Annotated in this window: 19 protein-coding genes; 16 read left to right on the forward strand and 3 right to left on the reverse strand. The window is 61.6% G+C overall.

What is annotated here, in order from left to right:
* Positions 1-134 precede the first annotated feature (134 nt).
* Positions 135-728: a recombinase family protein gene (locus tag ACTHNZ_RS12690; RefSeq protein WP_440542847.1), complete on the forward strand. Its 594-nt coding sequence runs from the start codon at positions 135-137 to the stop codon at positions 726-728.
* A gap of 161 nt (positions 729-889) precedes the next feature.
* Positions 890-1,168, forward strand: a complete 279-nt coding sequence (locus ACTHNZ_RS12695) for a hypothetical protein (RefSeq protein ID WP_440542848.1) — start codon at positions 890-892, stop codon at positions 1,166-1,168.
* Here the strand turns inward: ACTHNZ_RS12695 and ACTHNZ_RS12700 are convergent.
* The 3 genes from ACTHNZ_RS12700 to ACTHNZ_RS12710 all read right to left on the reverse strand — a co-directional run bounded on the left by ACTHNZ_RS12700 (position 1,165) and on the right by ACTHNZ_RS12710 (position 2,887).
* On the reverse strand, positions 1,165-1,398 hold the full coding sequence (locus ACTHNZ_RS12700) for a hypothetical protein (protein WP_440542849.1): 234 nt from the start codon (positions 1,396-1,398) through the stop codon (positions 1,165-1,167). The genes ACTHNZ_RS12695 and ACTHNZ_RS12700 overlap by 4 nt on opposite strands.
* Positions 1,398-1,862 (reverse strand): hypothetical protein, encoded by a 465-nt coding sequence (locus ACTHNZ_RS12705; protein ID WP_440542850.1) that lies wholly within the window; start codon positions 1,860-1,862, stop codon positions 1,398-1,400. Before ACTHNZ_RS12705 ends, ACTHNZ_RS12700 begins: the two co-directional genes overlap by 1 nt.
* Before the next feature lie 806 nt (positions 1,863-2,668).
* Entirely contained in the window at positions 2,669-2,887 is a 219-nt protein-coding gene (locus ACTHNZ_RS12710; protein WP_440542851.1) for a hypothetical protein, read from the reverse strand.
* A gap of 165 nt (positions 2,888-3,052) precedes the next feature.
* Between ACTHNZ_RS12710 and ACTHNZ_RS12715 the strand changes: the two genes are divergently transcribed.
* The 14 genes from ACTHNZ_RS12715 to ACTHNZ_RS12780 form a co-directional block, all read left to right on the forward strand.
* Positions 3,053-3,265, forward strand: coding sequence for a hypothetical protein (locus ACTHNZ_RS12715; protein ID WP_440542852.1), 213 nt, complete (start codon positions 3,053-3,055; stop codon positions 3,263-3,265).
* 622 nt (positions 3,266-3,887) lie between these two features.
* The gene (locus ACTHNZ_RS12720; protein WP_440542853.1) at positions 3,888-6,245 is read left to right on the forward strand and encodes a sensor domain-containing protein; all 2,358 of its coding nucleotides are present in this window, start codon (positions 3,888-3,890) and stop codon (positions 6,243-6,245) included.
* Between the two features lie 410 nt (positions 6,246-6,655).
* Positions 6,656-8,320: a ShlB/FhaC/HecB family hemolysin secretion/activation protein gene (locus ACTHNZ_RS12725; RefSeq protein WP_440542854.1), complete on the forward strand. Its 1,665-nt coding sequence runs from the start codon at positions 6,656-6,658 to the stop codon at positions 8,318-8,320.
* Positions 8,321-8,330: 10 nt separating this feature from the next.
* The gene (locus ACTHNZ_RS12730; RefSeq protein ID WP_440542855.1) at positions 8,331-8,870 is read left to right on the forward strand and encodes a toxin-activating lysine-acyltransferase; all 540 of its coding nucleotides are present in this window, start codon (positions 8,331-8,333) and stop codon (positions 8,868-8,870) included.
* A complete protein-coding gene (locus ACTHNZ_RS12735; RefSeq protein WP_440542856.1) occupies positions 8,867-18,898 on the forward strand; it encodes a hemagglutinin repeat-containing protein in 10,032 nt (3,343 codons plus the stop codon). Before ACTHNZ_RS12730 ends, ACTHNZ_RS12735 begins: the two co-directional genes overlap by 4 nt.
* The gene (locus ACTHNZ_RS12740; protein WP_440542857.1) at positions 18,895-19,251 is read left to right on the forward strand and encodes a hypothetical protein; all 357 of its coding nucleotides are present in this window, start codon (positions 18,895-18,897) and stop codon (positions 19,249-19,251) included. The genes ACTHNZ_RS12735 and ACTHNZ_RS12740 overlap by 4 nt, the downstream gene beginning before the upstream one ends.
* An 85-nt stretch (positions 19,252-19,336) precedes the next feature.
* Positions 19,337-20,113 (forward strand): hypothetical protein, encoded by a 777-nt coding sequence (locus ACTHNZ_RS12745; RefSeq protein WP_440542858.1) that lies wholly within the window; start codon positions 19,337-19,339, stop codon positions 20,111-20,113.
* Positions 20,110-20,382: a hypothetical protein gene (locus ACTHNZ_RS12750; protein ID WP_440542859.1), complete on the forward strand. Its 273-nt coding sequence runs from the start codon at positions 20,110-20,112 to the stop codon at positions 20,380-20,382. Before ACTHNZ_RS12745 ends, ACTHNZ_RS12750 begins: the two co-directional genes overlap by 4 nt.
* A 130-nt stretch (positions 20,383-20,512) precedes the next feature.
* Complete coding sequence (locus ACTHNZ_RS12755; RefSeq protein WP_440542860.1) at positions 20,513-20,932, forward strand: hypothetical protein; 420 nt, start codon at positions 20,513-20,515, stop codon at positions 20,930-20,932.
* A gap of 253 nt (positions 20,933-21,185) precedes the next feature.
* Complete coding sequence (locus ACTHNZ_RS12760; RefSeq protein ID WP_440542861.1) at positions 21,186-22,022, forward strand: hypothetical protein; 837 nt, start codon at positions 21,186-21,188, stop codon at positions 22,020-22,022.
* Between the two features lie 81 nt (positions 22,023-22,103).
* The gene (locus ACTHNZ_RS12765) at positions 22,104-22,715 is read left to right on the forward strand and encodes a hypothetical protein (RefSeq protein WP_440542862.1); all 612 of its coding nucleotides are present in this window, start codon (positions 22,104-22,106) and stop codon (positions 22,713-22,715) included.
* 266 nt (positions 22,716-22,981) lie between these two features.
* Positions 22,982-23,512 (forward strand): GNAT family N-acetyltransferase, encoded by a 531-nt coding sequence (locus ACTHNZ_RS12770; protein WP_440542863.1) that lies wholly within the window; start codon positions 22,982-22,984, stop codon positions 23,510-23,512.
* Between the two features lie 199 nt (positions 23,513-23,711).
* Positions 23,712-24,491, forward strand: coding sequence for a septum site-determining protein MinC (gene minC, locus ACTHNZ_RS12775; protein ID WP_440542864.1), 780 nt, complete (start codon positions 23,712-23,714; stop codon positions 24,489-24,491).
* Between the two features lie 102 nt (positions 24,492-24,593).
* Positions 24,594-25,006: AAA family ATPase (locus tag ACTHNZ_RS12780; protein ID WP_440542865.1), on the forward strand; the 413-nt coding region annotated here is incomplete at its 3' end.

The raw sequence follows: 25,006 nt of genomic DNA on the forward strand, positions 1-25,006 counted from the left end.
TCAAATTGAATGGCGGCATGGGAAATAGCCTTGCTAGGCAGCCCGTGGTCGTCGGGATTCTTGCTCGATATAGTTGAACCTACGGCACCACGGAGTTAATCTCCGGCCATCGTTTTCGAATGCCGGGGTGTGAGGTGAGCCGAGTGTTTTGCTATTGCAGGGTATCAACAGCCGAGCAAACTACAGAGAACCAGATCCACGAAATCCGCTCGGCGGGGTTCAACATTGAGCCGCGCCGCATAGTTGCCGAGCAGGTGTCCGGGTCCGTTACCGCGAGGCAACGCGTTGGCTTTTCAAAGCTGCTCGACCGACTGGAGACGGGCGACGTGCTGGTCGTAACGAAACTGGATCGGCTGGGCCGCAATGCGATGGATGTCCGCGCAACTGTAGAAGAATTGGCAACGCTGGGTGTCCGCGTCCACTGCCTCGCATTGGGTGGGGCAGACCTCACAAGCCCAGCCGGCAAGATGACGATGACAGTGCTGTCTGCGGTCGCCGAGTTCGAACGCGACTTGCTGCTAGAGCGTACCGCCGCCGGACTCGCTCGTGCGCGAGAAACCGGGAAAGCGCTGGGCCGCCCGAAGGCGTTGAGCGACAAGCAGGAATCGTTGGCACTGGCGCGCCTTGCTGAGGGGCATTCGGTGTCTGCCGTCGCCCGAGAGGTGAGTACCAGCCGCCAGACCATCATGCGGCTGCGTACGCGTGGCTATGTGGTCAGCGTGAGTTGAGAGTGGTCCGCCGGACCGATCAGCTTGGTCCCACAGACCACCCTTCGTTTTCTCAGTACCGTGGTTCGCCGGAGCACAGTTTGTCATCCCTCGTCCCGGCAACGGTGGCCGATCGGTCTCTTCGGTTTTGCAACCAGTTTCAAAATAAGGAGAATGCGCAAATGAGCACCATCGCTGAGCGGTCCTCGCGCCGCCTGTTCAAGCAGTTCAGCAACGTCCCGAACGGCATCCCGGTCACGGAATCCGGCCGATTGATCTACAGCGTCGAGCCGTTACACGCCGAAGTCCTGCTGGCGCACCGACTCGTGTATCAGAGCCAAGACCCGCGCTGCGGGGGGCTGCGCCTTTACGACGATACGCTGTGGTCCGAGGTCCGCGCCGTCCTGTCCAGTCGACCGGAGGACATTGAGCCGCCGGCTTGGCTTGCATCTGCACGCTAGGAAATCGGCCCTGACTTGTCTTTCGCGCGCTTCTGATATGGATCGATACCATGCTCGCGCAGCAGTTTCGTCAAGCGTGCGACTTTGAACCAAAGCGCGACGATCGTAATCGCCGTGATGGCCGAGTAAAGGTTTTCGTTACCTAGCCATCGCGACGAAACGAGGACGGCGGCGACGAATCCTACCGCCGCGAGAACGAGCAATGCGCGATCGAGAAGCCACGTTTTCATCACTTTAACCCCGTGCCGGCCTGAGCATGAATGCCGTACATGCGCCGATTCGGCGATGACGTGTCGAACAATTCGGGATGGTTCATCAGAAAAAGGTGCATCGGTTGAATCAGTGCGATCCCCGACGCGAACAGCGCTTGGTGCATGCGTGATGCCGCGCCCGGCCCTGCCTTGCATGCGTAGAAGGCGTTCCCGGCAACCATAAGACTCCCGATAGTGCCGCCCAGATAGTACGACGCGTACAGCGCACCGGCAAAAGCGAGCTTGTCTGTCAGATCGCCTGCGCCGATGAGTTCGCCGACCGTTACGCGCATGCCGAAGGTTTTGATTAAGCCAGCAAGTTGCCCGATGGTCTGTAGCGCGCTGACCTGCGACGAAAAGAGGTTCGGTGGCGCGGTCAGGCCGATCGCCGCCATGTTGTCCTTGAATACCGGATAGAAGCCTGCTGCGCAGGTTTGGCCCATATGCTCTCTCTCGTTTTAGTTGGTGTTCGCGCCGTCGCGGGTGGTCAACGCGGCGCGAGCGTGAGCATATCACTTTGCAACGCGTTGCAAACTTGACTGGTACACAACTGGTGGTACACTGATATTTCGCCAACAGGGCTAAGCGATTGTTTTATATGGCATTTGGCGCGATGGGGAAGCTGTCCCACCCTTTCCGCCAGAATTCCAGCAGAAACCCCGTAACGCCGATGGCTTGCGGGGTTTTTTGTTTTGGGTCCGCGAATCGAGGCTGGCAGAGGCGGGCGTTGCCGATCGGCGGCCGCACGGTTCGCTTACATTAGCAGCCACGGTTGTCTGTGGGCTCCAGTCCAGCGCGGTTCCTGAAACTGCTCGTGACGCGAAGCCCGTGCTCCTTGGTGCTTTCCCCGTTCAAAGTGCAGAGGATGCTCATGCGACCGTCTGTTGTGCTGGATTTGAAGCGAGGCGCAGTGCGCGAAGCTGCGGGCCGGTATCGGGCAGTCAATCCGCGCGTCTGGCTACTTCGATATCAACCTGGACGTTGTATGGGATACCGTGCAAACGGCGCTGCCGGAGTTGCTAAAGCATTTGTATGCGATGAACAGCTCGGGCGGCCAGTAGGCGGTAGTTGCTGGCCGTTCTCAAATGGCGTTAGCAGCACAACCTCGCGCTCATTATGAAGATTTGTCGATGCTCTTTCGAAGGGAGGGGCAGGTGAGGCCTGCCCCTTGCCCACTGCCGAGCGTATTTCTTTTCGATGCCCGTCAAGTCCAAGCCCTTCGGGGCCGCTACGCGGCGACGTGACGGAATCAGTGCTCGCTGGGCCTGGTGTTTTCGGTAAGGCGCTTGACCTCCCGCCGGAGTCGGCGGTTCTCCGTGAATAGAGCGACAAAAACAACGACGCCCAGAATCAGCGAACTCCATTCGCCCGCTACGTGCCCAAAACCCCAGGCCAGCGCCGCAAATATCAACGAAACGACAAGCAACGCCGTACGATCTTTCCACCACTCAGCAGATCCGATTTTCATGGCTACCTCGACGTAACCGAAACGCGCGAATCGCATACCAATGCACGGTGAGCATAGGCTCGCCTCCCAGGTACATCTCTACCCTTGGTCCTATATTTTCGAAGGTGCCTTGCCAGAATTTCGTACATCGACGTAAATAGCGTCTTGACTTCAGTGGAGCACGCCATGAAACACCTGCTGAGCATGTTGGCTGGCATGGGAGCCGCGTTGAACGCATTCGGCACCGCTCCCGAATATGATCGGCCGCGTGCGGGTGATCAAGCGCGCGATTTTGCGGTGGTCGGCGCCGACATGCGCCGCGTCACTGCTCGCGTTGAAAGGACATCACGTCGAGCACTAACGGGGGCGCATGGGCGGGCAAACAACAGCGCAAGTTAAGGAGAGGGACCGTAGCCTGACGCTCTCTCATCATGAGTCAGATGCGCCATTGCTACCGATGGCGCAGATCGAACGTCTTAAGGAAATTCTGCCTAAGAAGTCGATTGGGTGTTCGACCAAGCAGCCGAGGAAGGTCGATTCCGTCGTTCCGAGACGAAACGCGTGGACACGCTCGTGGGAATTGAGCGGATCGGGAGCATGTTCTCGGGGCTGATCATGGGTTGCTTCGCTTTGACGCTTTCGGCTTATCTCGCGATGCACGGCCATGATTGGGTAGCGGGGGTGATCGGCGGGACCCCCGTTCTCGGCCTTTTTCCGCGTTTGTCATCGGGCAGCGACGATCTCCGCCAGAAGGCAAGACCCCTCCATCCAACAAGCGCAACTAACCCGGCTTGGCTGCCCGGGCGTTCGTCGCCCCCAAGGATGTCCCCACCCCCATTTCAGGAAACCCTTACATCGATCGCTGTAAAGCGCACGCGGCGGAAAGCCGTTTACCCGGATAAGCAGATGCCGAACACAGAGGCACTGCGCCATGGCACCGCTAGGGGCGACCAATCAAAGAACATTCGGGCGAAAGAGCACTGCCCGACAGCCGCCGAAAACAAACGTGGAGCATGGGGGAATGTTCGATATCGTGCGTCTCGCTGAGCAATTCTTGGGCATTGCGGCCGAAATCGATGTGCTCGTCCGCCGCATGCAGACCGATGAGCAAGCAGGCTCGCCGGGACAATACCGGCCTGAACTCATGGGCCTCTCCTCGCGTCTTCGCGTCGTCACCGAAGCGTTCGTCTCGGAAGCGGAAGCAGACCGAGCGCGATACGCACAAATGAGCGAAGCGCTTTTCACGAGCGAACGCCAGGCCCACTCGCTGGCCGATAACCTCCCCGCCAACGTCGCCCGGTGGGATCGAACGGGCCGGTATCTTTACGTCAACGCCGTTCTCGAACGAACCTTGATGAAGTCGGCCGCGCAACTGATCGGCACGGAGATTCGATCTACGCATGCCGCGATCGCGGCAGCCGTCGCTCATGTCGCGGCTACAGGAGAGCCGGTGCCTTGCGTCGGTCAAACGGTTCTCGGGGCTGACGGCGAACCGCGATGGCACGAGGTAAGCCTGATTCCGGAAAGAGACGATCGCGGCGAAGTCGTCAGTGTGCTGGCGATCGGCTGCGACGTCACGGAGCGCAAGCATGTCGAAACGATGCTGGCCGAGCGGGAGAAAGAATTCAGAACGCTCGTCGAGCATTCGCCCGACATCATCATTCGATACGACCGAGCATTACGCCGCGTCTACGTGAATCCAATATTCGCCGCGCTCGCCGGCGGGGAGGGCGGCGCGGCCGGGCTAATCGGGAAGAGGCCGCGTGAATTGCCGCTTTCGTCCAATGCGATTCTCTCGGGCGGTGTGGCCGCGATGGAGTACGAAGCGAAACTCGATGAAGTCTTTCGCACGGGCAAGAACCTCGAGTTCGAAGCCTCGTCCCGCTGGCACGCCGATGGCAGCCCGGACAGTTGCTACCTCGTCAAAATGGCGCCCGAGTTCGGCGAGGACGGCACCGTCGAAAGCGTACTGGCCGTTGCGCGCGACATCACCGAATTGAATGCGTCGCGCAAACACATCGAATGGATGGCGTACCACGACCCGTTGACGTCGGCGAGCAATCGGGCCTACTTCAGCGAGAGCCTGCGCAAAGTCGTCACCGCGCCGTCGGCAGGTCCGAAGTCGCTCGCCGCGGTCATGATGGTCGACATGGACCGCTTCAAGGACGTCAACGACACGATGGGACACGCTGTCGGCGACGAGATGCTGCGTGAGGTGGCAAGGCGTTTGCGGGCGTGTGTCCGTGCCGAAGACGTGGTAGCTCGCTTTGGCGGCGACGAATTCTCCATTCTTCTTCCCAACGCTGAAAGCCGTGCCGATATCGAACGTATCGCGCAGCGCATCATCGAGCGATTCAACCAACGGTTCGTGCTCGATGGCACCGACGTTTTCGTTTCTTGCAGCATCGGCATCGCGATTCATCCGACTGACAGCACTAGCGCCGACGATCTCATCAAATACGCGGATTCGGCGATGTATCTCGCGAAGCGATCGGGGCGCCGCGGTTTCCGCTTTTACGCGAAGGACCTCACGCGCGATGCGGCTGCACGTCTCGGGCTCGAGTCTCAACTGCACCGCGCGATCGAACACCAAGAGTTCGAACTCCACTACCATCCAAAAATCTCGCTGAAAGACCGAACGGTGGTCGGCTCGGAGGCGCTGTTGAGGTGGAATCGGCCAGGCGGTGAACTCGTCATGCCGAATACCTTCATTCCGATCGCGGAAGAGTCCGGTCTCATCGTAGACCTTGGCAAATGGGTCCTGCACGAGGCCTGTCTTTCCGCGATCGAATGGAATCGGAATGCGGCTGCGACGCATAAAGTTGCGATCAATCTGTCCGCCAGGCAATTTCAATCCGTGGGTTTCGGCTCGACCATAGCGGGCGTGCTCGAAGAAACCGGCTGCCGTCCCGAATGGCTCGAATTCGAAATTACCGAGAGCATCTTGCTCGAGGAAAACGATGCCGTTCTGACCACGCTCGGCTGGTTCAGAAAGATGGGCGTTTCCATTGCCATCGATGATTTCGGCACGGGGTATTCGTCGTTGAGCTATTTGGCTCGCTTTCCGATCGATGTCTTGAAGATCGATCGAACCTTCGTTCAAAAGGTGGCGGTGGATCGGCGCCACGCGGAACTCGTCAAAGCGATTCTTTCCATCGCACGGTGTTTTGGTCAGCAAGTCGTCGCGGAAGGCGTCGAGACGCTCGAACAAGCGAATTTTCTCGAGCGAAACGGCTGCCCGATTGCTCAGGGGTTTCTCTATAGCAAGCCCTTGCGCAAACGTGAAATGTCGTTGCTGCCTCGGTGTCTAGATGGGATTGCCCCTGATTCGAACGCTGATGGTTCCAGCGCTCCCGTGGGCTCGGGCTTAGCGCTATAGCAAGCACAATGGCGCAATGAATGCGGGCGAGTGCAGCAGCGAAAAAGCCACACGTTACGGTGTAGGGATTTCCTGAAATTCACATCGACGCACCGGAAGAATTGAATCACGGCTCTTGCCCGAAACCGTGATTCGCCGGCCCGCGCGGCCTTGATTCCACGAGTCGTCCGACCGATCTAAAGCGAATGCGCTACATTAGTTGCATGCGGCTGTCAAGATTGCGTTCCTCTTCCATTTGTTTCGGAAAATTCTGATATATTTCGGCCCGTTACAAGCGTCGGACCAATAACAAGTCGATCGACGCCAAAACAAAACAGAACAGAATTTCGGGGCCGAGAGGAATGGAACGGGGCAATTTCATTCGCCGAGGCGGTGCGACGTGCGCCGCCTTTTGTTTGTGGGCAGTATCGATGTCGGGTGCGTGGGCGCAGGCCGCACCGGCGGACAAAAACGTACAGGAAGAACTGCGCCAGCAAGAACGCGAGCGCGCACTGAGAGCGCAGCAGGAAGCGGCGCCCGACGTGCGGCTCGAGCGGCCGGTCCAGGCGGGCGCCGAGCGCTTGCCCGAGCACGAATCGCCGTGCTTTCGGATCGATCGCATCGTGCTCGTCGGCGATGCCGCCGCCCGCTTTCAATGGGCGCTCAAGGCAGCGGACCCATCGGACGATCGAGCAACGGGGCGTTGCCTAGGGGGCGAAGGCATCGGCTTGACGATGAAGCGCGTGCAAAACGCCATCATCGCGCGCGGCTTCGTCACGACGCGCGTGTTGGCTGCGCCGCAAGACCTCAAGCAGGGCACGCTGACGCTGACGGTCATTCCGGGCCGCATCCGCACGATCCGCTTTTCGGAGGACAGCAGCCGCCGCGCGACGAAATGGAACGCGGTGCCCGCGCGTCCGGGCGACATTCTCAATGTCCGCGACATCGAGCAGGCGCTCGAGAACTTCAAGCGCGTGCCGACGGCCGACGCCGACATTCAAATCACGCCGGCCGATGGCCCCGACGCGAAGCCGGGCGAGAGCGACCTCGTCATCAAATGGAAGCAGGCGTTCCCGTTTCGGATCTCCGTATCGGTGGACGATTCGGGCAGCAAATACACGGGCAAGTATCAGGGCAGCGTGACCGTCTCCTACGACGACTGGCTGCTGCTCAACGATCTGTTCTACGTCAGCCTCAGTCACGACCTCGGCTTCGTAGGCTATGGCGGCGGCAGGGGCACGCAAGGGTACACCGTCCACTACGAAGTGCCTTACGACTATTGGCTGCTCAGCTTCACCACGAGCGGCTACGACTACCGCCAATCGGTAGCCGGTGCGAATCAAACCTACGTCTATAGCGGCAGCACCGAAAACACGGAGCTGCGTCTGTCTCGGCTCTTCTACCGAGACGCCGTGCGCAAGACGAGCGCCTATGCCTCGCTGTGGCTGCGCAACTCGCACAACTACATCGACGACACCGAAGTCGAGGTACAGCGGCGTCGCATGGCGGGTTGGGAGGTCGGCCTCACGCATCGCGAGTTCATCGGGGCTGCCACGCTCGATGCCGACGTCGGATATCGGCATGGAACGGGGATGCTGTCTTCTTTGCCGGCACCGGAGGAAACGTTCGGCGAGGGCACGTCGCGCTCGGCCCTCGTGACGGCGGATGCGCAACTGAACGTGCCGTTCGTCGTGGCTAAGCAACGCTTCAGGTACAACGCCGCGTGGCGTGCGCAATGGAATCGCACGCCGCTCGTGCCGCAGGATCGCTTTCAGATCGGCGGACGCTACACCGTGCGCGGCTACGACGGCGAGAACACGCTGCTCGGCGATCGCGGATGGCTCTTGCGCAATGAGCTCGGCTGGACGATCGGCGGCACGGGGCAGGAGCTTTATCTCGGCGTCGACTACGGCGAAGTGGGCGGCCCGTCGGCGCAACAGTTGGCCGGCACGCATCTGGCCGGGGCGGTCATTGGCCTGCGGGGCGGCTACAAGCATCTCTATTGGGATCTCTTTGCCGGGCGTCCCATCAGCAAGCCGAGCGGGTTCCAAACCGCGAGCACCACGGCGGGATTCAACGCCAGTTGGTCGTACTGAGGAGCGACGCATGAAATTCGGATCACTCGACATCATCGCCCCGCGCCTTTTGCGCACCGCCTGCAACGAGGCGGAAGCGCTGGGCAGCGCCGTATGGCTCTGGCTGCATTCATCCTCGCATCGCGACGCGCCGCTGAAGGTCTTGCCGACGCTGCTGTTGCCCGCGATCAAGCGCGGGCAATTCATTCTCGCGACGGAAGCCGGAAAGCCGGTGTCGTACCTCTCGTGGGCAAGCTTCAGCGAAGAAGCGGAAGCCCGCTATGTCGGCAATTCGCCCGAGCACATGCTCGACGCCGATTGGTCGAGCGGGGCTCGGTTGTGGCTACTGGACTGGGTAGCGCCGTTCGGCCACACCCGGGCGATGCGCCACGTCACGGCCCGCCTGTTCGCCGACTGCAGCTTCCGCTCGCTCTATCACCGCGGCGATGAACGCGGGCTGCGCGTGATGGAATTCCGAGGCATCGCGGTGATGAAGGAAGAAGCGCAAGCGTGGTTCTTCGATCATCCGATCGCGCGTGCGCTGCCGAATTCCGGGGAAAACGAACGATGAATAAATACCTCTACCGAATCGTATTCAACAAGACGCGCGGCCAACTGATGGCCGTGGCCGAGGATGTGGCGAGCGACGGTAAAGCGCCCGGCACGTCGCGCAGGCCAAGCGCGATGCAACACGAGGCGCAACACACGATGGCGAGCGTGGTCGCCGTCGTCCGGCCGTTGCAATACTCGATGCTGTTGGCGTTGGGACTCGTGAGCATTGCCGCGCATGCGCAAATCGTCGCGGACCCGCATGCTCCTCGCACGCAGCAGCCCACGGTGCTCACGACGGGCAACGGCTTACCGCAGGTCAACATCCAGACGCCGAGCGCCGCCGGCGTCTCGCGCAATACGTATAGCCAGTTCGACGTCAATTCGAACGGTGCCGTCCTCAACAATTCGCGCAATCCCGTGCAAACGCAGCTCGGCGGTTGGGTGCAAGGCAACCCGTGGCTGGCGGCAGGCACTGCACGCGTCATCTTGAACGAAGTCAACTCGAGCAATCCGAGCCTGTTGCGAGGCTACGTCGAGGTGGCGGGCGATCGCGCGCAAGTCGTGATCGCCAATCCGGCCGGCATCTCGTGCGATGGATGCGGCTTCATCAATGCCAACCGTGCGACGCTGACCACGGGCTCGGCTGTCATCAACGGCGGGAATCTCGACAGCTACCGCGTGCAAGGCGGCACCGTCAGCATTTCGGGCGCAGGCCTCGATGCAAGCCGCACCGATTTCACCGACATCATCGCGCGCTCGGTTCAGGTGAACGCCGGCATTTGGGCCAACACGCTGAAGGTCACGACCGGCGCCAACGAGGTCAGCGCCGATCACACGCAGACGACGCCGATCGCCGCAAGCGGCGCCGCACCGGCCTTCGGGCTCGACGTCGCAAGCCTGGGCGGCATGTACGCGGGCCGGATTACGTTGGTCGGCACCGAGGCGGGCGTCGGCGTGCGCAACGCCGGACAGATCGGGGCATCGGCGGGCGACGTCGTCGTGACGGCGGACGGGCGCCTCGAAAACAGCGGACGCATCACCGCGAGCGGCGCCGTGCATGCCGACACGAACGCCGGCATGACGAACTCGGGCACCGTCTATGCGCAAGGCGACACGCAACTGACGACGCGCGGCAGCGTCGTCAACACCGGCACGATCGCAGCGCAAGGCAACACCACCGTTGCGGCCACGGGGGCGACGAGCACGATCGACAGCCAATCGGGTTCGTTGCTGGCGGCAGGCCTGCTCAGCGACGGCACCCTCGGCGGGAGCGGGACGCTCGGGCTCACGGCTACCGGACAGATCAGCGCACAAGGGCAGAACCTCGCGAGTGCGGATCTGACTGCAAGCGGCGCCGCGATCAGTCTCGCCGGGAGCCAGAGCGGGGGGAAGAACGTCACGCTGACGGCCGGCGCGGGCGACGTCGATGCGAGCCGGTCCACCATGTCGGCGACGCAGGCATTGAGCATGAATGCCTCGGGTACGTTGCGCACCGATGGCGCGGTGATATCGGCCGATCGTGTGTCGTTGGCCGCGCACGATATGTCCAACGTACAGGGCAACATCGCGCAGACGGGCTCGTCGGATCTATCGATCCAACTGCCCGGGCAATTCGACAACACGAACGGGCGGATCGCCACGAACAGCGACAACCTGTCCATCGGTGCTCAGACGCTGACGAATGCCGGCGGCCATATCGAGCATGCCGGCACCGGTACGTTGACGGTGAATGCGACCACGGTGAACGGCACAGGCGGCTCGATTGCATCGAACGGCGCGCTGGCCATGACGTCGCAAACAACCACGCTCGATAACGGCAATACGTCCGCGGGCACGATTCGAATCCATGCGCAGACGCTATCGAATCGGCACGGCCAACTCGTTCAAACCGGTACGGGGAGTGCATCGGTTCTAGCCGATGCTTCGCTCGACAACACCGGCGGCACGCTCGCCTCGAACGGCGACACGACCGTGAGCACCGGCAGCTTGAGCAATCAGGGCGGCACGATTCAGACGACGGGAACGTCGTCGCTGACGCTGACCGCATCGGGCCTACTCGACAACAGCGCGCAAGGAAAAGTCACCGCGGGCGGTGACGCAACCGTGCGCGCCGCAACGGCGTCGAACGCGAGCGGCACGCTGACGGCGGGCGGTGCGCTCGATGTTCAGGCGACCGGAACGCTGAGCAATGTCGCCGGACTGCTCGCCGCAAACCAGAACGTCTCGGTTGGCGGCGCATCGATCGACAACTCGGGCGGCCAGATCGGCTCGGTGCACGGCGCGGCGACGGTGACCGCGGCGACGGGCAGCCTCGGCAACGTGCACGGTCGCGTGGAAGCCGCGCAATCCGTCACGATCGCGGCTAACGGCGTGACGAATACGGATGGCGTGGTATCGGGCGGCGACGTGCGCGTCGATAGCCGCACGCTTGCACTCGAGAACACGCGCGGTGCAATCGTTGCAGCCGGCTTGCTCGACGTTCGAAGCGGACGATTGACGAACGACGCGGGCACCGTGCAGGCCGTCGGCACGTTGAGCATCGACACGCACGGCCAAACGCTTTCCAATACGAATTCGAGCACGACGGGAGGCATCCTCGGCCAGAGTACCGTGACCCTGACGACGGGCGACCTCGATAACACGACGGGCGTGATCGGCGCCAAGGGCGACGTCACGGCGAACGGCGGCCAGATCACCAACGTGCAAGGCGGCCAGATCACCGGGGAAAAAGCCATCTCGCTGACGGGGACCGGTATCGACAACCGCGGCGGCAGCGTGCAAGCGCTCGGCAACGTCACGCTCGACGTGGGCGGCGGCACGGTCGACAACACGGGCAGCTTGGTGCGCTCGGGCAGTGCGTTGAAGGTGACCGCGGGCCAACTGATCAATCGCGGCACGCAGGGCAAGGATCAGGGCATCGAAGGGCAGAGCGTCAGCGTGACGGCCGATACGCTCGACAATCATTCCGGCGCCATGCGAGCCGATACGACGTTGTCGGTCACGGGTTCAGGAACGGTCGACAACAGCGCCGGTGTCATCTCGTCGCGCCAATCGGTCCAGATTCAGGATAGCAATCTGGCGAGCAGGCGCCAGCAAGTCACGAATACGGGCGGCACGCTGATCGCAGCCAGTGCGCTCGGCGTGAAGAGCGCTGGGTTGTCGGGCGACGGCAGCGTTCTTTCGCAGGGCGACCTCAGCGTGAACCTGAACGGCGACTTCGTCAACACGGGTGACGTCGAGGCAAACGGCAACGTCACGTTTCAGACAACGGGCCGACTCACGAACCAGGCCGCGATGCGGGCCGGCAATACGCTGACCGTCGGCGCGGGGAACATCGACAACGCCGCGGCCGGCGAACTCAGCGCCGCGACGACGCAGATCAGCGCGGGCGGGACGATCACGAACCGAGGGTTGATCGACGGCCAGGATACGACCGTATCGTCGGGTGCCGTCACTAACCTCGGCACCGGGCGCATCTACGGCGACCATCTCGCCATCTCCACGGGTACGTTGACCAACGACGTGGAAAACGGCACTGCGGCGTCGATCGCCGCGCGCAGCCGGCTCGATATCGCCGCGCAGACGGTGACGAACCGCGAGCATGCGCTGATTTTCAGTGCGGGCGACATGGCGATCGGCGGCGCGCTCGACGGCAGCCGGTTCGCGACCGGTTCGGCGGCCACCGTCAACAACAATAGCGCATCGATCGAAGCGCTCGGCAATTTGACGCTGTCCGCCGTCAACGTCAACAACACGAACGAGCATTTCGCGACGGCGGTTCAGCAACAAGGCGGACCTCAGCACATCGTCGAATACCAGGGTGACGGGTCGCCGAACCGCTACCGCGCTGGCACGCCGGGCGTGAACACCTACGATGACGAGTCGTTGCATTTGCATACTCCCGACGGCGACTTCGAGAGTTGGCACCAATACGAGTACGACCGCACGACGACGGCGACCGTCATCACCTCCTCCGATCCAGGCAAGATCACCTCGGGCGGCGCGATGCAGATCAATGCCTGGAACGTGCTCAACGACAAGAGCCAGATCATTGCGGGCGGCGCGCTCGCGGGCAACATCGGTAACCTGAACAACACCGAGGTGACGGGGCAGCAAACCGTGACCGACGTGGGCACGGCCACCGCGTATTGGCGCATTCATCGGAAGGGCCGGGACGAGACAGGGAGCAGTCCGTCGAGCTATGCACCGCCCACCGCGATCAGCGACATTCGATTGACGCCGACCGTCTATACCGAATTTACGGCGCCGGGCAGCCCCGGCGCGAGCATCAGCGCCGTGACCGTCGGCGCCGTGAGGCAGACGGCCGCGCCCATTGCCGCCGCGAACGTCGTGGTCGGCAATGCGAAGCTCGTCAACCATGTTCCAGAGATCGCCTCGGTCAACGCGGCGAGTAACGGCCAGCCCTTCGTGATCCGCAGCGCGATCGTCAATACGACGGTGCCGAACACGAGCCTGTTCACCCTCAACCCGAACCCGGCCGGCTCGTTTCTGATCGAGACCGATCCGCGCTTCGCCAACTATCGCACGTGGTTGTCGTCGGATTACATGCTCACGCAATTGCAAGTCGACCCGGCGCTGACACAAAAGCGCCTCGGCGACGGCTTCTATGAGCAAAAGCTCGTTCGCGAGCAGGTCGCGCAACTGACGGGGCGCCGGTTCATCGAGGGCTATTCGAACGACGAGGCGGAGTATCGCGCGCTGATCGACAACGGTGTCACCTATGCGAAGGAGTGGGGGCTGCGCCCCGGCATCGCATTGACGCAAGCGCAAATGGCGCAATTGACGAGCGACATCGTTTGGCTCGTCGAGAAGGACGTGACACTGCCGAACGGACAAACGACGAAGGCGCTCGTGCCGCAGGTATACGTTCGCGTGAACCCGGGTGACCTCGACGGCTCGGGCTCGTTGATATCGGGGCAGACGGTCGCGCTGAAGCTCTCGGGCGACCTCGTCAATCAAGGCACGATTGCAGGGCGTGACATCGTCTCGCTGACGGCCGAGAACGTGAAGAACCTCGGCGGCCGAATCACGGGCGGCGACGTCGCGATACGGGCCAATACCGATTTGACGAACCTCGGCGGCACGATCGATGCCGCGAACAGCCTTTCCGCGATCGCGGGGCATGACCTCACGAGCACCACCACGACGCACAGCAACGCAAACGCGCAAGGCACGATCACGAACGTCAGCCGTGTGGCGGGGCTGTACGTGACGAATCCCTCCGGTGCGACGCTCATCGCCGCCGCCGGGCACGATCTGACGCTTGCCGGTTCTCAAATCGGCAACGAGAGCACCGGCGGGACGACCACCATCGCCGCGGGCCATGACCTCGATCTGAACACGGTCGCGACATCGAGCAGCCAGTCGCTGAAGTGGGACGACAACAACTGGCGCAAGGATAGTGCGACGGAGGAGGTCGGCTCATCGATTCAGACGTCCGGCAATTTGCGTCTCTCGGCGGGGCATGATCTGAATGCGCGCGGCGCTTCGGCGACAAGCGAGCAAGGTGCGCTCGTCGCAACGGCGGGCAACGATGTCAATCTCACGTCATCCCAATCGACGCGCAACGTCGACGAGGCGCATCAGCATAAGGGCACGAGCGGATGGCTGTCGTCGACGACGATTACCACGCGCAACACGCTGTCGGACACGACGAACAAAGGCACGATGTTCTCGGGCAACACGACGAACGTGCAGTCCGGCAACGACGTCAACGTCATCGGCAGCAACATCGTATCGGCGGCGGGCACGACGTTGCTGGCGCAAGGAAACGTGAACGTCGTCTCGGCGACGAATACGAGCGCCGAGCATCGCATGCGCGACGAGAAGACGTCGGGAATCATGGCCGGCGGCGGCCTCGGCATAACGATCGGTTCGACCGAGCAGAAGTCGACGTTCGATAGCCAGGCGATTACGCAGAGCGATGCGCGCAGCACCGTCGGCAGCATTGCGGGCAACGTGTCGATCACGGCCGGTAAGGACGTGCACATCGGCGGCAGCGACGTCGTCGCGGGCAAGGCTTCGGACGACACGACCGGCGCCACGGGGAACATCCGGATCGCCGGCCAGAACGTGACCATCGATCCGGGGCGAGACGATCTGACTTCGCACGACCAAGAGGAAATGCGATCGAGCGGCCTGACGGTGGGCATCAGAGGCACGCCGGTCGACATGGTTCGCAACGCCAGGGCGGACCTCGCGTCGGGCAACGCATTCGGCCGAGTGAACGGCGTGATGAACGAAGTGGCGGCTTTCGGCGGCGGGGATACGCCGTCCGTGTCGTTGTCATATGGCCGTAGCCAAAGCACGAGCACGACGGACTTCTCGAGTTCGACGCATAGCGGCAGCGCGATCCGCGGCGGCGGCAACGTATCGGTGATTGCGACGGGCGGAGCGGTACGCGACGAGAACGGCAAGGTGCTCGACGGCGACATCACGGCAATCGGCTCGACGATCAGCGCGGGCGGAACGACGTCGTTGCACGCCAATCGCGACGTCGTGCTTCAGGCCTCGACGGATTCGACGCAGCAGAGCGCGCAATCGAGCAGTTCGAGCATGGGTTTTTCGCTTGCGGCGCCGACGTTGGCAGATATGTCGCGATGGGTATCCGGGACCGCGAACAAGGGCGGCGCGAGTTCGTCGCCGTATAACGCCAGCAACTCGAGCTCGAACGGCACACAGGCGGTCATGCAGCAGACCGCGAGCGTAGTGTCGGGCAACAGCGTCGTGGTGAAGAGCGACACGGGGAACATCGACGTGATCGGCTCGAGCATCGCGGGCACGCAGGGCGTCGATCTATTGGCGCAAAACGGCGCAATCAACGTGCTGGCGGGGCTCGAGACCAACGCGAGCCATCAAGAATCGAGCAGCCGGCAGGTCGGTAGCTTGGGCAGCAATGGTACGTCCACGGGCTTCAGCGTCGGCGTATCGAAAACTCATATGGTCCAGGATACTGCTGCGCAAACGCAAAGCGGCGTGCGTAGCGCGATCGTGAGCCAGAGCGGCAACGTCACGCTGGACGCCAAGCAGGACCTGACGGTGCAGGGTTCCGACCTCGCAGCCGCCGGCGATTTGACGTTGATCGGCAAGAATCTGAACCTCGATCCGGGCACCGACGATCAGCGCAGCAGCATGAGCCAAAGCGCAAGCCAATACGGTGTGACGGTGGCGGTGGGCGGCGTGGCCGGCAGTGCCGTCGCCGCGCTGAGCCAAGCGATGGGTCCGCACCGTGCGAGCGATCCTCGGTTGGCGGCGCTCGACAAGGCGAAGGCGGCCCTCGCCGCCTACGATACCGTCAATACGGCCGCGCAATTCGCGGCGAAGGGCACGAGCAATCAGGCGCTGGTGAAGGTCACGGTCAGCGTGGGCGGGGGCAGCAGCCACAGCGAGTCGCAGCAAAGCGAGAGCATCAACAGCGGGAGCGATCTGAACGCCGGTGGCACGGTCAAGCTGGTAGCGACCGGTAGCGGCGCGAAGGATGCGAACGGCGTGGCGAGCGACGGCGACATCAATTCGCGCGGGGCGCGCATCACCGGCAAGGACGTGGTGCTCGACGCTGCGCGCGACGTCAACTTGCTCAGCGCACAGGACCTCACGCACCAGGCGAGCAGCAACAGCAGCAGCAACGCGAGCATCGGCGTGGGCTTTGCACTGGGTGGTCAGCAGAACGGCTTCACGCTCGAGTTGGCCGCGAGCGGCGCCAAGGGCCATGCGAACGGCGATAGCATCACGAATCGCGACACACAGATCGCCGCGACGAACGGCGTATCGATCACGAGCGGCCGCGACACGAACCTGCGCGGGGCGGAAGTCTCGGGCAATGCTGTCGATGCGAACGTGGGGCGCGATCTCAACATTCAGAGCGTGCAGGACACGGCGAATTACGACAGCAAGCAGGTGAGCGGTGGCTTCAACCTGAGCGTATGCGTGCCGCCGTTCTGCTATGGCTCGACGGTGAGCGGCAGCGCGAGTGCGAGCGATCAGACGATCCGCGATCGGTTCCGCTCGGTGGGCGAGCAAAGTGGCATCCGCGCGGGCGACGGCGGCTTCAATATTCAAGTGGGCAACCATACGCAGCTCGATGGTGGCGTGATCGCAAGCTCGGCATCGCCGGACAAGAACACGCTGTCGACGCAGACGTTCGGGTACAGCAACTTGCAGAATGTCTCGGAGTCGTCCGGTTCGACGCTCAGTGCGGGCTTCAGCGGCTCGGCGGGTAGCAGCACGCCGAAGGGGGTGAGTTGGAGTACGCCGGTCGATGCGAGCGGGAAGGCGACAGGCCCGAGCCCCAATCAGTTGGGGCCGTCGGGGTTGGGCATGGCGGGCGAGAGTAAGAGCGCATCGAGTACGACCTACGCGGCGGTGAGCCCGGGTGCGATCACCGTGCGCGGGGATGCGGGCACGGGGCGGGACAGCACGGCGGGATTGAGCCGCGATGTGACGACGGCGAACAGTGGCGCGTTGAAGAATGACTTCGATGCGACGAAGCTGCAGGACGACATGGCCGTGCAACAGGGGACGGTGCAGGTCGGGATGCGTGTCGTGGGGGACATCGCCACGTCGTTGGAGAACAAGGCGGGCCACAAGGCGGATGAGGCCAAGCAGCGGCTGAAGGACGCCAACGACAAGGGCGACACGCAAGCCGCGGCACAGGCGCAGGCGGATTTGGATGCGGCGAACGCGCAACTGGCGCTGTGGGGCAATGATGGCGCGGCGCGAATGGGCTCGCATGCGATCGTCGCAGGCATTGGCGCGGCGCTCGGTGGTGGGAGTATCTCGGGGGCGGTAGCGGGCACGGTGGCGGGCGATATCGCGGGGAATGCGGCGAGCAATGCGCTGGGGGATACGGCGGGTGAGAAGGTGCTGTCGAATTTGGCGTCGGGGCTGGCGGGCACGCTCGTCGGTGGCGCAGTGGGTGGGGCGGCTGGGGCGCTGAGTGGGGCGAATGGGGCGTTGGGGGCGGATTTGTATAATCGGCAGTTGCATCAGACGGAAATCGATGCGATCCGAAAGAAGGCGAAGCAACTTGCCGACGCTGGGGTGACGAGCTATGACAATGCGCTCGAGCGGTTGTCATCGCAGGCATTGCGTGACGTCGATACGCAGTTTGCTGCCGCGCATCCGGGGGCTGATGTTCAAGCGCAGGGGTGGCTGGATCAAGTGCAAGCGGCGAATCCGGCAGGATACGATCACATGCCGTTGTTCCAGGCCACAACGCAAGACCGCAACGATCCGACGAAGTACGCGGGGACTAAGCTAACAAGCCCGGATGTTTACGCGGCAGCTAATCGACCGGCGATCCCGGGCACGCTCAGTCCGACCAGTCCGAGCTTGTCGGCGATAGCTACGGGCAATTTGAAGGCGCTTGGAAATCTTGGGATCGATCTGTACAACCGCAGTTTGGACATTGCGGTGGGGGATGCTGGGAAGAGTGGGCAGTTACCGCAGTTTAAGTTGACGCCCGATGAAAATGCGGCAGCGCAGGCGATGGGCTATATGGCTGCGCCGTTTGGCTTGGCCGGTGAGGCGAGCACCGCGGTCGACGTCGGTGCCGCACGATCTACGACGAGCGCCCTCGGCACTGCAGATGCACTTTTGCCGGATGCGGATTTTGTTGGGCGTGGCACTGTACGGTCTGATCTGGCAGATCATTTGGTGAACCCGATGCCGTCGGGCAAGCAACTTTCGGGGGGGCACGACGCGGCTAACTTTGAGGCGGCCCTCCAGGACGCAGGTGGTACGGTGGTTTCCAAAGTTGAGACGAGTCCGGGCATCTATGAGGTGCAGTATCAGCTTCCGGGCGCTAAGAAGCCAGCAACGAAGACGATTTACAACTCATCCGTATATCCCGATATGCCGAATATGGCGAGTCAAGCGGCGAATAAGGCATTGACACAATATCAACTAACGGGCAATACAAGTCAGACAGTGATTGTAAATGGTGTTGAGTTCGCGGTGCCGATCAGGGTGACACCGGGAGTGCCACCCTCCGTGCCTACCGCATATCCAATACGAGGTGCAAGATGAAGTGGGGACATACGCACGAAATCGAAGGACCGGAGAAACTGCTGTACTGGGTCCTCGCTTGGGTGGTCACGCAGTCGGTGCCGTTGGATCACTGGCTAGGCCCGATCTTGGAGCCGGACGGCGGCTTGGCTGGCGATCCCGGTTGGGAGATCGACCATTTGCCCAATACAGACGGCCGGGATTTGTACAAGGTGTGGGCTGACCCTGAAATAAGCGGGATCGAGCCGTCTGAGGTTGTATTTGATGCTCGACAATTTAGCGATGCTTTGAAGGAAACACTTTTGGCATTTCGGACGGAATTCCCCGAGAGGGCGGTCGAGGTAAACGACGTGATTACGCGTTGCTGCTTATGAGCGTTCGATAGTTCAGAAGTGCGAGACCGGTGACGCTTGTCGACGTGTCTGTGCCGACCGAAGGGCGGATCTTTACAATCGGCAGTTGCACACCGACAGCAAGGCGGACGAAAAGGCGCTGGCAAAGAAGCTTGCTGACGGAAGTGGTGGCAAGTACACGGAGCAGCAGATAGAGGACCAGATGCGCATCATGGGTGGCACGATTGGCGGGGATCAAGAATCGGGCGCAGCTTCTACGTTGATTGGCCAGACTCCGACGGATTCAGGGGCACAATGGATCTCGGGCGGGGCGACGAGCGATGGCAAGCCGATCCTGACGCAGATCACGGCACAGCCGAATCCGGAATTGCAGAGCTACATTTTAGCGAATTCCGCATCGGCGCAGAACGGCGTGCCGAACATTGTTTATGACCAGACTGGAAAGAAGGGCTATACATTTGACGTGACGGGGCCGTTCACGCAGGTTAATGGAAACGATGTTAACTTTATGAGGAACACGACATCGGATGCGGCCTCGATGGTATCGACGAATGCGGGGCGGTTGGGGGCTGCTGCTGCGGCTGGCGCTGCGATTCCCTCGCCTTATTCGCCGGTGCTTACGACGATAGCCTACGGCTCGACAGTTGTTGGCGTTGGGGCCGACGCATTGGCACAACTCGTAAAGCCTAATGTAGGACAATACGCCACATCGAGCATATCCAACATATTGGCTAATGACCTCTCGGATCGATATCCTCCGCTTGCTCCGGCAATAAACGAACTGTCAAACTCGTTTAGCGGCGGTCAATTTGGGCAGCAGTTGCAGGATCGCTTGAATGGCTACTGGAACAGCTTTACGAACTACTGGGGTAAGAAACAGTGAGAATACAGTTTATCGAAGACGGCAACCTTAAGAGGTGGGTTCGCGTCGCCTTAATTCTGCTCGGGCTGGTGACTATGTTTATTGCTTATCAGTTTGTGCCACCCGCACCGTTTGGCGGTTTTTTAATCGTTCTCGGGCTAGGGATTGCCGCAGTCGGTGGATATGCTAGTCGAGCTCACCTTCTAAAAATCAAACCCTTCGACAACAGCTACAAGAAAGCTCGAGATAGCTACAAGGTGAAGGACGACGAAGCGGACAAGCCGAAGTAGTCTCGCGACCCTAGTTATCAACTTGAAATCGCCCGGAGCGGGAAGTGATCTTGAGAGCCGTGTCTGGGAACGTAGTAATTTCTGCTGTGGCTACTATCGGCAGCGCTAAAAATCAATAAGGATCGAAGTGATGAAACGTTTGTTGTTGACAACACTGCTTGTGAGTCTAGGGGTAGCTAGCTCGGCATATGCAGCTGAACCCACGTGCGAGTCGCAAACTAACGGAGGCCATGTCAGCAAGCTTTGTGTGAGTCAGGCGCCGTTCCAACATGACTACTACACCCTGTGGGTCGACGGTGCCCTCATTTTTACGTTGCCGGACGATTACATCGAAAGCGTCACACTGACGCATCGTATTCCCGGGGATGCTGCCGTTGAGTTTCCGCTATCGAAGCAAGGCACGCCGACTGTAATGATTTCTGGCGGTTGTACGCCCATCTCCGAACAGCAGGAAACCGACGGCAAAAAGGTCGGCATTGAGGTGGGTCGCTCATGCTCGTTCAACTGGGGCAGCGTTAGCGTACTGAAGGACCTGCAATTCCGTTTCTGATCTTTACGATCGGAAATTGCATCAAAGCGAGCGTGATTGGGCGAAGTCGAAGGCCAAGGGCTTCGCGCAGTTCCACGTGCGACGAACAGGGAACAGAGGCGCCCGAGCCCCTCGCCTCAATGAACCTCGCGCATGAGACGACGAGAAATCGATCCGAGGCAACCATCCACTGCCCTGCGACGGCGGCCACCGCCGCAGGGCGGCTTTGCATCACCCATCCTCAACTATCAAAGGAAAAAGAGGAAACCTGAGAATGAAGAAAAACGATTTGCTGATCGCGGCAACCATGACGTTTGCACTTGCCGGTTGCGGCGGTGGCGGAAATTCTTCCGGAACCTCGAGCACATCTTCCGGCGCGACAACCTCCGCAGCGGTCAGCTACCAGGTGTCCGGCTCTGCTCAAGAAGTCACGCAGGTGAACGGCAAAATCGCGGGGATTCTTTCCGCGCCGACCTGGACCACGAACGGCTCGTTGCCGACGGGCCGGTGGGAGCAGGGGGGCTCATTTGACGCTTCGGGCCAAACCGAGTTCGCCCCGGGCGTCTATATAGGGCTGAGCGATGGTACCGACTCGATCGCGTTGACAAATGGATCAACGATTTCAGAGGTTGCAGGCAACGGTCAATTCGCGATCGGTCGTTGGACGAATGGCAGCGACAACTTGGGCGGCTCGTACAACGCAAACCAAGGCCGCACTTATGGCATCGGCACGCCGGTTTCGGTCTCGCTATCCGGTAGCCAGACGCTCAGCTGCTCGTTGGCCGCAGCGACGAAGCCAACGTCGTCGGCCGGTAACGTTGCCCCGGGCACCCTCAACGGGGCGACGGTGACGGCAAGCTTCAACAGCGGCTCGAACCTCACCGTGCTCTCCATTTCACTCAACTATTCGATCGGCTCTGATTCCAATCAGACATTCACTGCATCGAACGTCGCGGCCAATTCCGCGAACTTCAACAGCGTCGGCGCCTACACGCTGATCAGCCGCTTCGTCGGCACGCAAGCAACGCAGCCATACCTGCTACTCGCGTACGGTATCCAGACGCCGAGCACGGGCACCATCAACGGAATGGCGGCACTGTCGTGTCATTGATTCGAAGCGCGTAATAAAGCGACGGCAAGAAAATGACGACGCGTGCCCGGCGGCCCTGACGCTTGGGGATCGATGCTGGCCGTGACACGCGGTCTGTTTCCGTATCGTGCTCATGTTGCTCGAGCAGATACCGCGATTGAATTGCCATTATCGAAGTTGAGCATAGTGCACCAACCCAACTGCAAAGAAACGATGAGACCATCAAAATCACTGGCATTCGCGCTGCTGCCCGCGCTCATCGCGGGCTGCACCACCGTGGGCAAGCCATACCCGTTCCCGCACGATGGCGAGCCATCGGCGGAAGTCGAAATACGGGGCAACGCCGTTTATGTGCTGACGCTGAACAAAAAAGGCTGCTATACGGGGAAAACGCGTGTCGACCACGGCCGCGGCGCACCGCCGATAAAGGTGGTGCCGGACGTGCCGCTGTATCTGTCGTACGAGGAAAACGTCTGCATGATGCCGGTGAGGTTTACGCCGCAAAAGGGCGCGAAGTATCGCCTGATGGCCGCCGAAGGACCGAAGCTGCCTGACGCCGATGAGTCCTTCTTCCAAACGCTGAGGCAGGTTCACGAGCGGCAATGCGTGGTGGGCGTAATGAAGGTCGATGCGGACGACAAGCCGCTCGAGCCCATCAAGGTTACCGCGTTGCGGCCTCACCAAGCGGGGATTACCTGCATCAGGTTCCGCTGATTCACTGCGCGCGACCGATGCCGGCGGTACCGCGCTTTGGTCGCCATAGTCCAATCGAAGGGCCGCGTCGGCCCCTCCCTAATCATCAGACAAAAACGACGACTCTGAAACGACGACTCTCTCGCCCATTATTGTGCTCCGCACAATGCCCGAGAGTAGACGCGTACTCCGTCTCCCGTTTAAATACAAGGTTTGACTCGCCCGCCGGTTCGGACGAAGCTACGCGTTAGCCACCCATCCGTGAAAATCGGAGCCATCGGAGTCTCATGAGTTCATCGCTGACTGTTCGCCGTATAGCCGCCGATCAGGGCGCCGTGTTGCGCGAGTTGCGCGCCGCGTCCTTGCGCGATGCGCCTTATGCCTTCGACGAGACACTCGAAGAAGCCTTGTCCGAGCAGACGGAAACGTTTGACGCCGCCGCCGCGCGGTTTGCCGCATCCGACGCGGCCGCCACTTTCATTCTTTACACCGAGGGACATCCGGCCGGCCTGATCGGCGCCTACTTCGACGACACGCCCGAGCACAAAGCCTTCGTCTGCGCACTGTGGGTCGCGCCCGCCGTGCGGCATCTGCGCGGCGGCGAACTGCTCGTGAACACGGCCAGCGGTTGGCTCGCTCAGGGCGGTGCCAGCGAAATCCACGCTTGGATCGCCGACGCCAACCGCAACGCGATGCGTTTTTACGAGGCGCTGGGATTCGGGCCCAGCGGCGAGCACCAGCCGATCGCACGGGCGCCGCAGGAGTGGCAGACGCTGCTCGTGCGCAGTGTCAAGCCCGGCCACGGCCCGTTGCAGTGAGCGCCGGGCGCCGCATCGCTTCCGCTTTTTCCGATCCCTTCTCGCACAGGCTTGGCGAGCGCCTACCTAGGTGCTCGTGCGCTGCGCGTCGGTTAGGCGGTGCGACGCGGCGCGCTGGCACGCGCGTGCGAAAAGCAAAAAATCTGGCCCGCCGCGTAGACCCCTGTAAAATACGCAAAATTTTTTGCCGCACCGCCCCATGTCGCTGAATAAAACGCCTTTCTTCGAACTTCGCAGCGGCTCCGTCGACGCACTTCAGTTCGTCGTGAAAACGACGGATCTCGATGCGCTCAAGAACGAACTGACGCGCCGTTTCGAAGCGACGCCCGAGTTCTTCTCGGGCGAGGTCGTGACGATCGATCTGCGCCGCCTCGGCGAAAACGAGCGAGCTTCGGTCGCGGACATCGCACGGTTGCTCGATAGCGTGCGCATGCGCCCGATCGGTGTCGTCGCCGGCGAAGCGCAGCGCGAATGGGCGGCCGATGGCGGTTTGCCGCTAGTCGAAGCGCGCGACAGGCGCGCGGCCGGCGGGAAAGTCGACGCCTCGAACGGCGGCGCGGCCGATGCAACGAGCGCGCAACCGGCAGCCGCGGCACAGCCGGCGCCGGCCCCCGCCGAGCAAAATGCTCGCGTGGCCACGCCGCAGCAAACGCTCATCGTCGACAAGCCATTGCGCTCGGGGCAGCAGGTGTATGCGAAGGGCGATCTCGTCGTGCTCGGTCTCGTGAGCTACGGGGCCGAAGTCATCGCCGAGGGCAATATTCATATTTACGCGCCACTGCGCGGACGCGCGTTGGCCGGTGTGCACGGGAATCACGATGCGCGGATTTTCTGTACGTGTCTCGAGCCGGAACTGATTTCGATCGCCGGCATCTATCGCACGACGGAGAATCCATTGCCGGCCGACGTGATCGGCAAGTCGGTGCAGATTCGGCTGTCCGAAGAAAAACTGATGATCGAGCCGCTGCGGCTCACGTAGGGCGAGTGCGCGAGTGCGTGACGGTGCGCCATTGCGACTGCTGCGCCGGCGCGGGTTCGATCGGCGAATTTAGCGAATTTGACGAATACAGGGTTAGGGTAAATGACGAAAATCGTTGTGGTGACTTCGGGCAAGGGTGGCGTGGGCAAAACCACCACGAGCGCGAGCTTCGCATCGGGCCTCGCGCTGCGCGGCCACAAAACCGTGGTGATCGATTTCGACGTCGGCCTGCGCAACCTCGACCTCATCATGGGTTGCGAGCGCCGTGTCGTCTACGATTTCATCAACGTGATCCAAGGCGAAGCGAATCTGAACCAAGCGCTGATCAAGGATAAGAAGTGCGAGAACTTGTTCGTCCTGCCGGCCTCGCAAACGCGCGATAAGGATGCGCTGACGCTCGAAGGCGTCGAGAAGGTGATGACCGATCTGGCCGGCATGGGCTTCGATTACATCGTGTGCGATTCGCCGGCCGGTATCGAATCGGGCGCGTTGCTCGCGATGCACTTTGCCGACGA

This window comes from Trinickia sp., assembly GCF_051953955.1.
Lineage (GTDB): Bacteria > Pseudomonadota > Gammaproteobacteria > Burkholderiales > Burkholderiaceae > Trinickia.

Bases quoted from the DNA above. Each gene is read 5' to 3' on its own strand.
- ACTHNZ_RS12695 (WP_440542848.1), top strand. From the start codon at position 890: ATGAGCACCATCGCTGAGCGGTCCTCGCGCCGCCTGTTCAAGCAGTTC.
- ACTHNZ_RS12700 (WP_440542849.1), bottom strand. From the start codon at position 1,398: ATGAAAACGTGGCTTCTCGATCGCGCATTGCTCGTTCTCGCGGCGGTA.
- ACTHNZ_RS12705 (WP_440542850.1), bottom strand. From the start codon at position 1,862: ATGGGCCAAACCTGCGCAGCAGGCTTCTATCCGGTATTCAAGGACAAC.
- ACTHNZ_RS12710 (WP_440542851.1), bottom strand. From the start codon at position 2,887: ATGAAAATCGGATCTGCTGAGTGGTGGAAAGATCGTACGGCGTTGCTT.
- ACTHNZ_RS12715 (WP_440542852.1), top strand. From the start codon at position 3,053: ATGAAACACCTGCTGAGCATGTTGGCTGGCATGGGAGCCGCGTTGAAC.
- ACTHNZ_RS12720 (WP_440542853.1), top strand. From the start codon at position 3,888: ATGTTCGATATCGTGCGTCTCGCTGAGCAATTCTTGGGCATTGCGGCC.
- ACTHNZ_RS12725 (WP_440542854.1), top strand. From the start codon at position 6,656: ATGTCGGGTGCGTGGGCGCAGGCCGCACCGGCGGACAAAAACGTACAG.
- ACTHNZ_RS12730 (WP_440542855.1), top strand. From the start codon at position 8,331: ATGAAATTCGGATCACTCGACATCATCGCCCCGCGCCTTTTGCGCACC.
- ACTHNZ_RS12735 (WP_440542856.1), top strand. From the start codon at position 8,867: ATGAATAAATACCTCTACCGAATCGTATTCAACAAGACGCGCGGCCAA.
- ACTHNZ_RS12740 (WP_440542857.1), top strand. From the start codon at position 18,895: ATGAAGTGGGGACATACGCACGAAATCGAAGGACCGGAGAAACTGCTG.
- ACTHNZ_RS12755 (WP_440542860.1), top strand. From the start codon at position 20,513: ATGAAACGTTTGTTGTTGACAACACTGCTTGTGAGTCTAGGGGTAGCT.
- ACTHNZ_RS12760 (WP_440542861.1), top strand. From the start codon at position 21,186: ATGAAGAAAAACGATTTGCTGATCGCGGCAACCATGACGTTTGCACTT.
- ACTHNZ_RS12770 (WP_440542863.1), top strand. From the start codon at position 22,982: ATGAGTTCATCGCTGACTGTTCGCCGTATAGCCGCCGATCAGGGCGCC.
- minC (WP_440542864.1), top strand. From the start codon at position 23,712: ATGTCGCTGAATAAAACGCCTTTCTTCGAACTTCGCAGCGGCTCCGTC.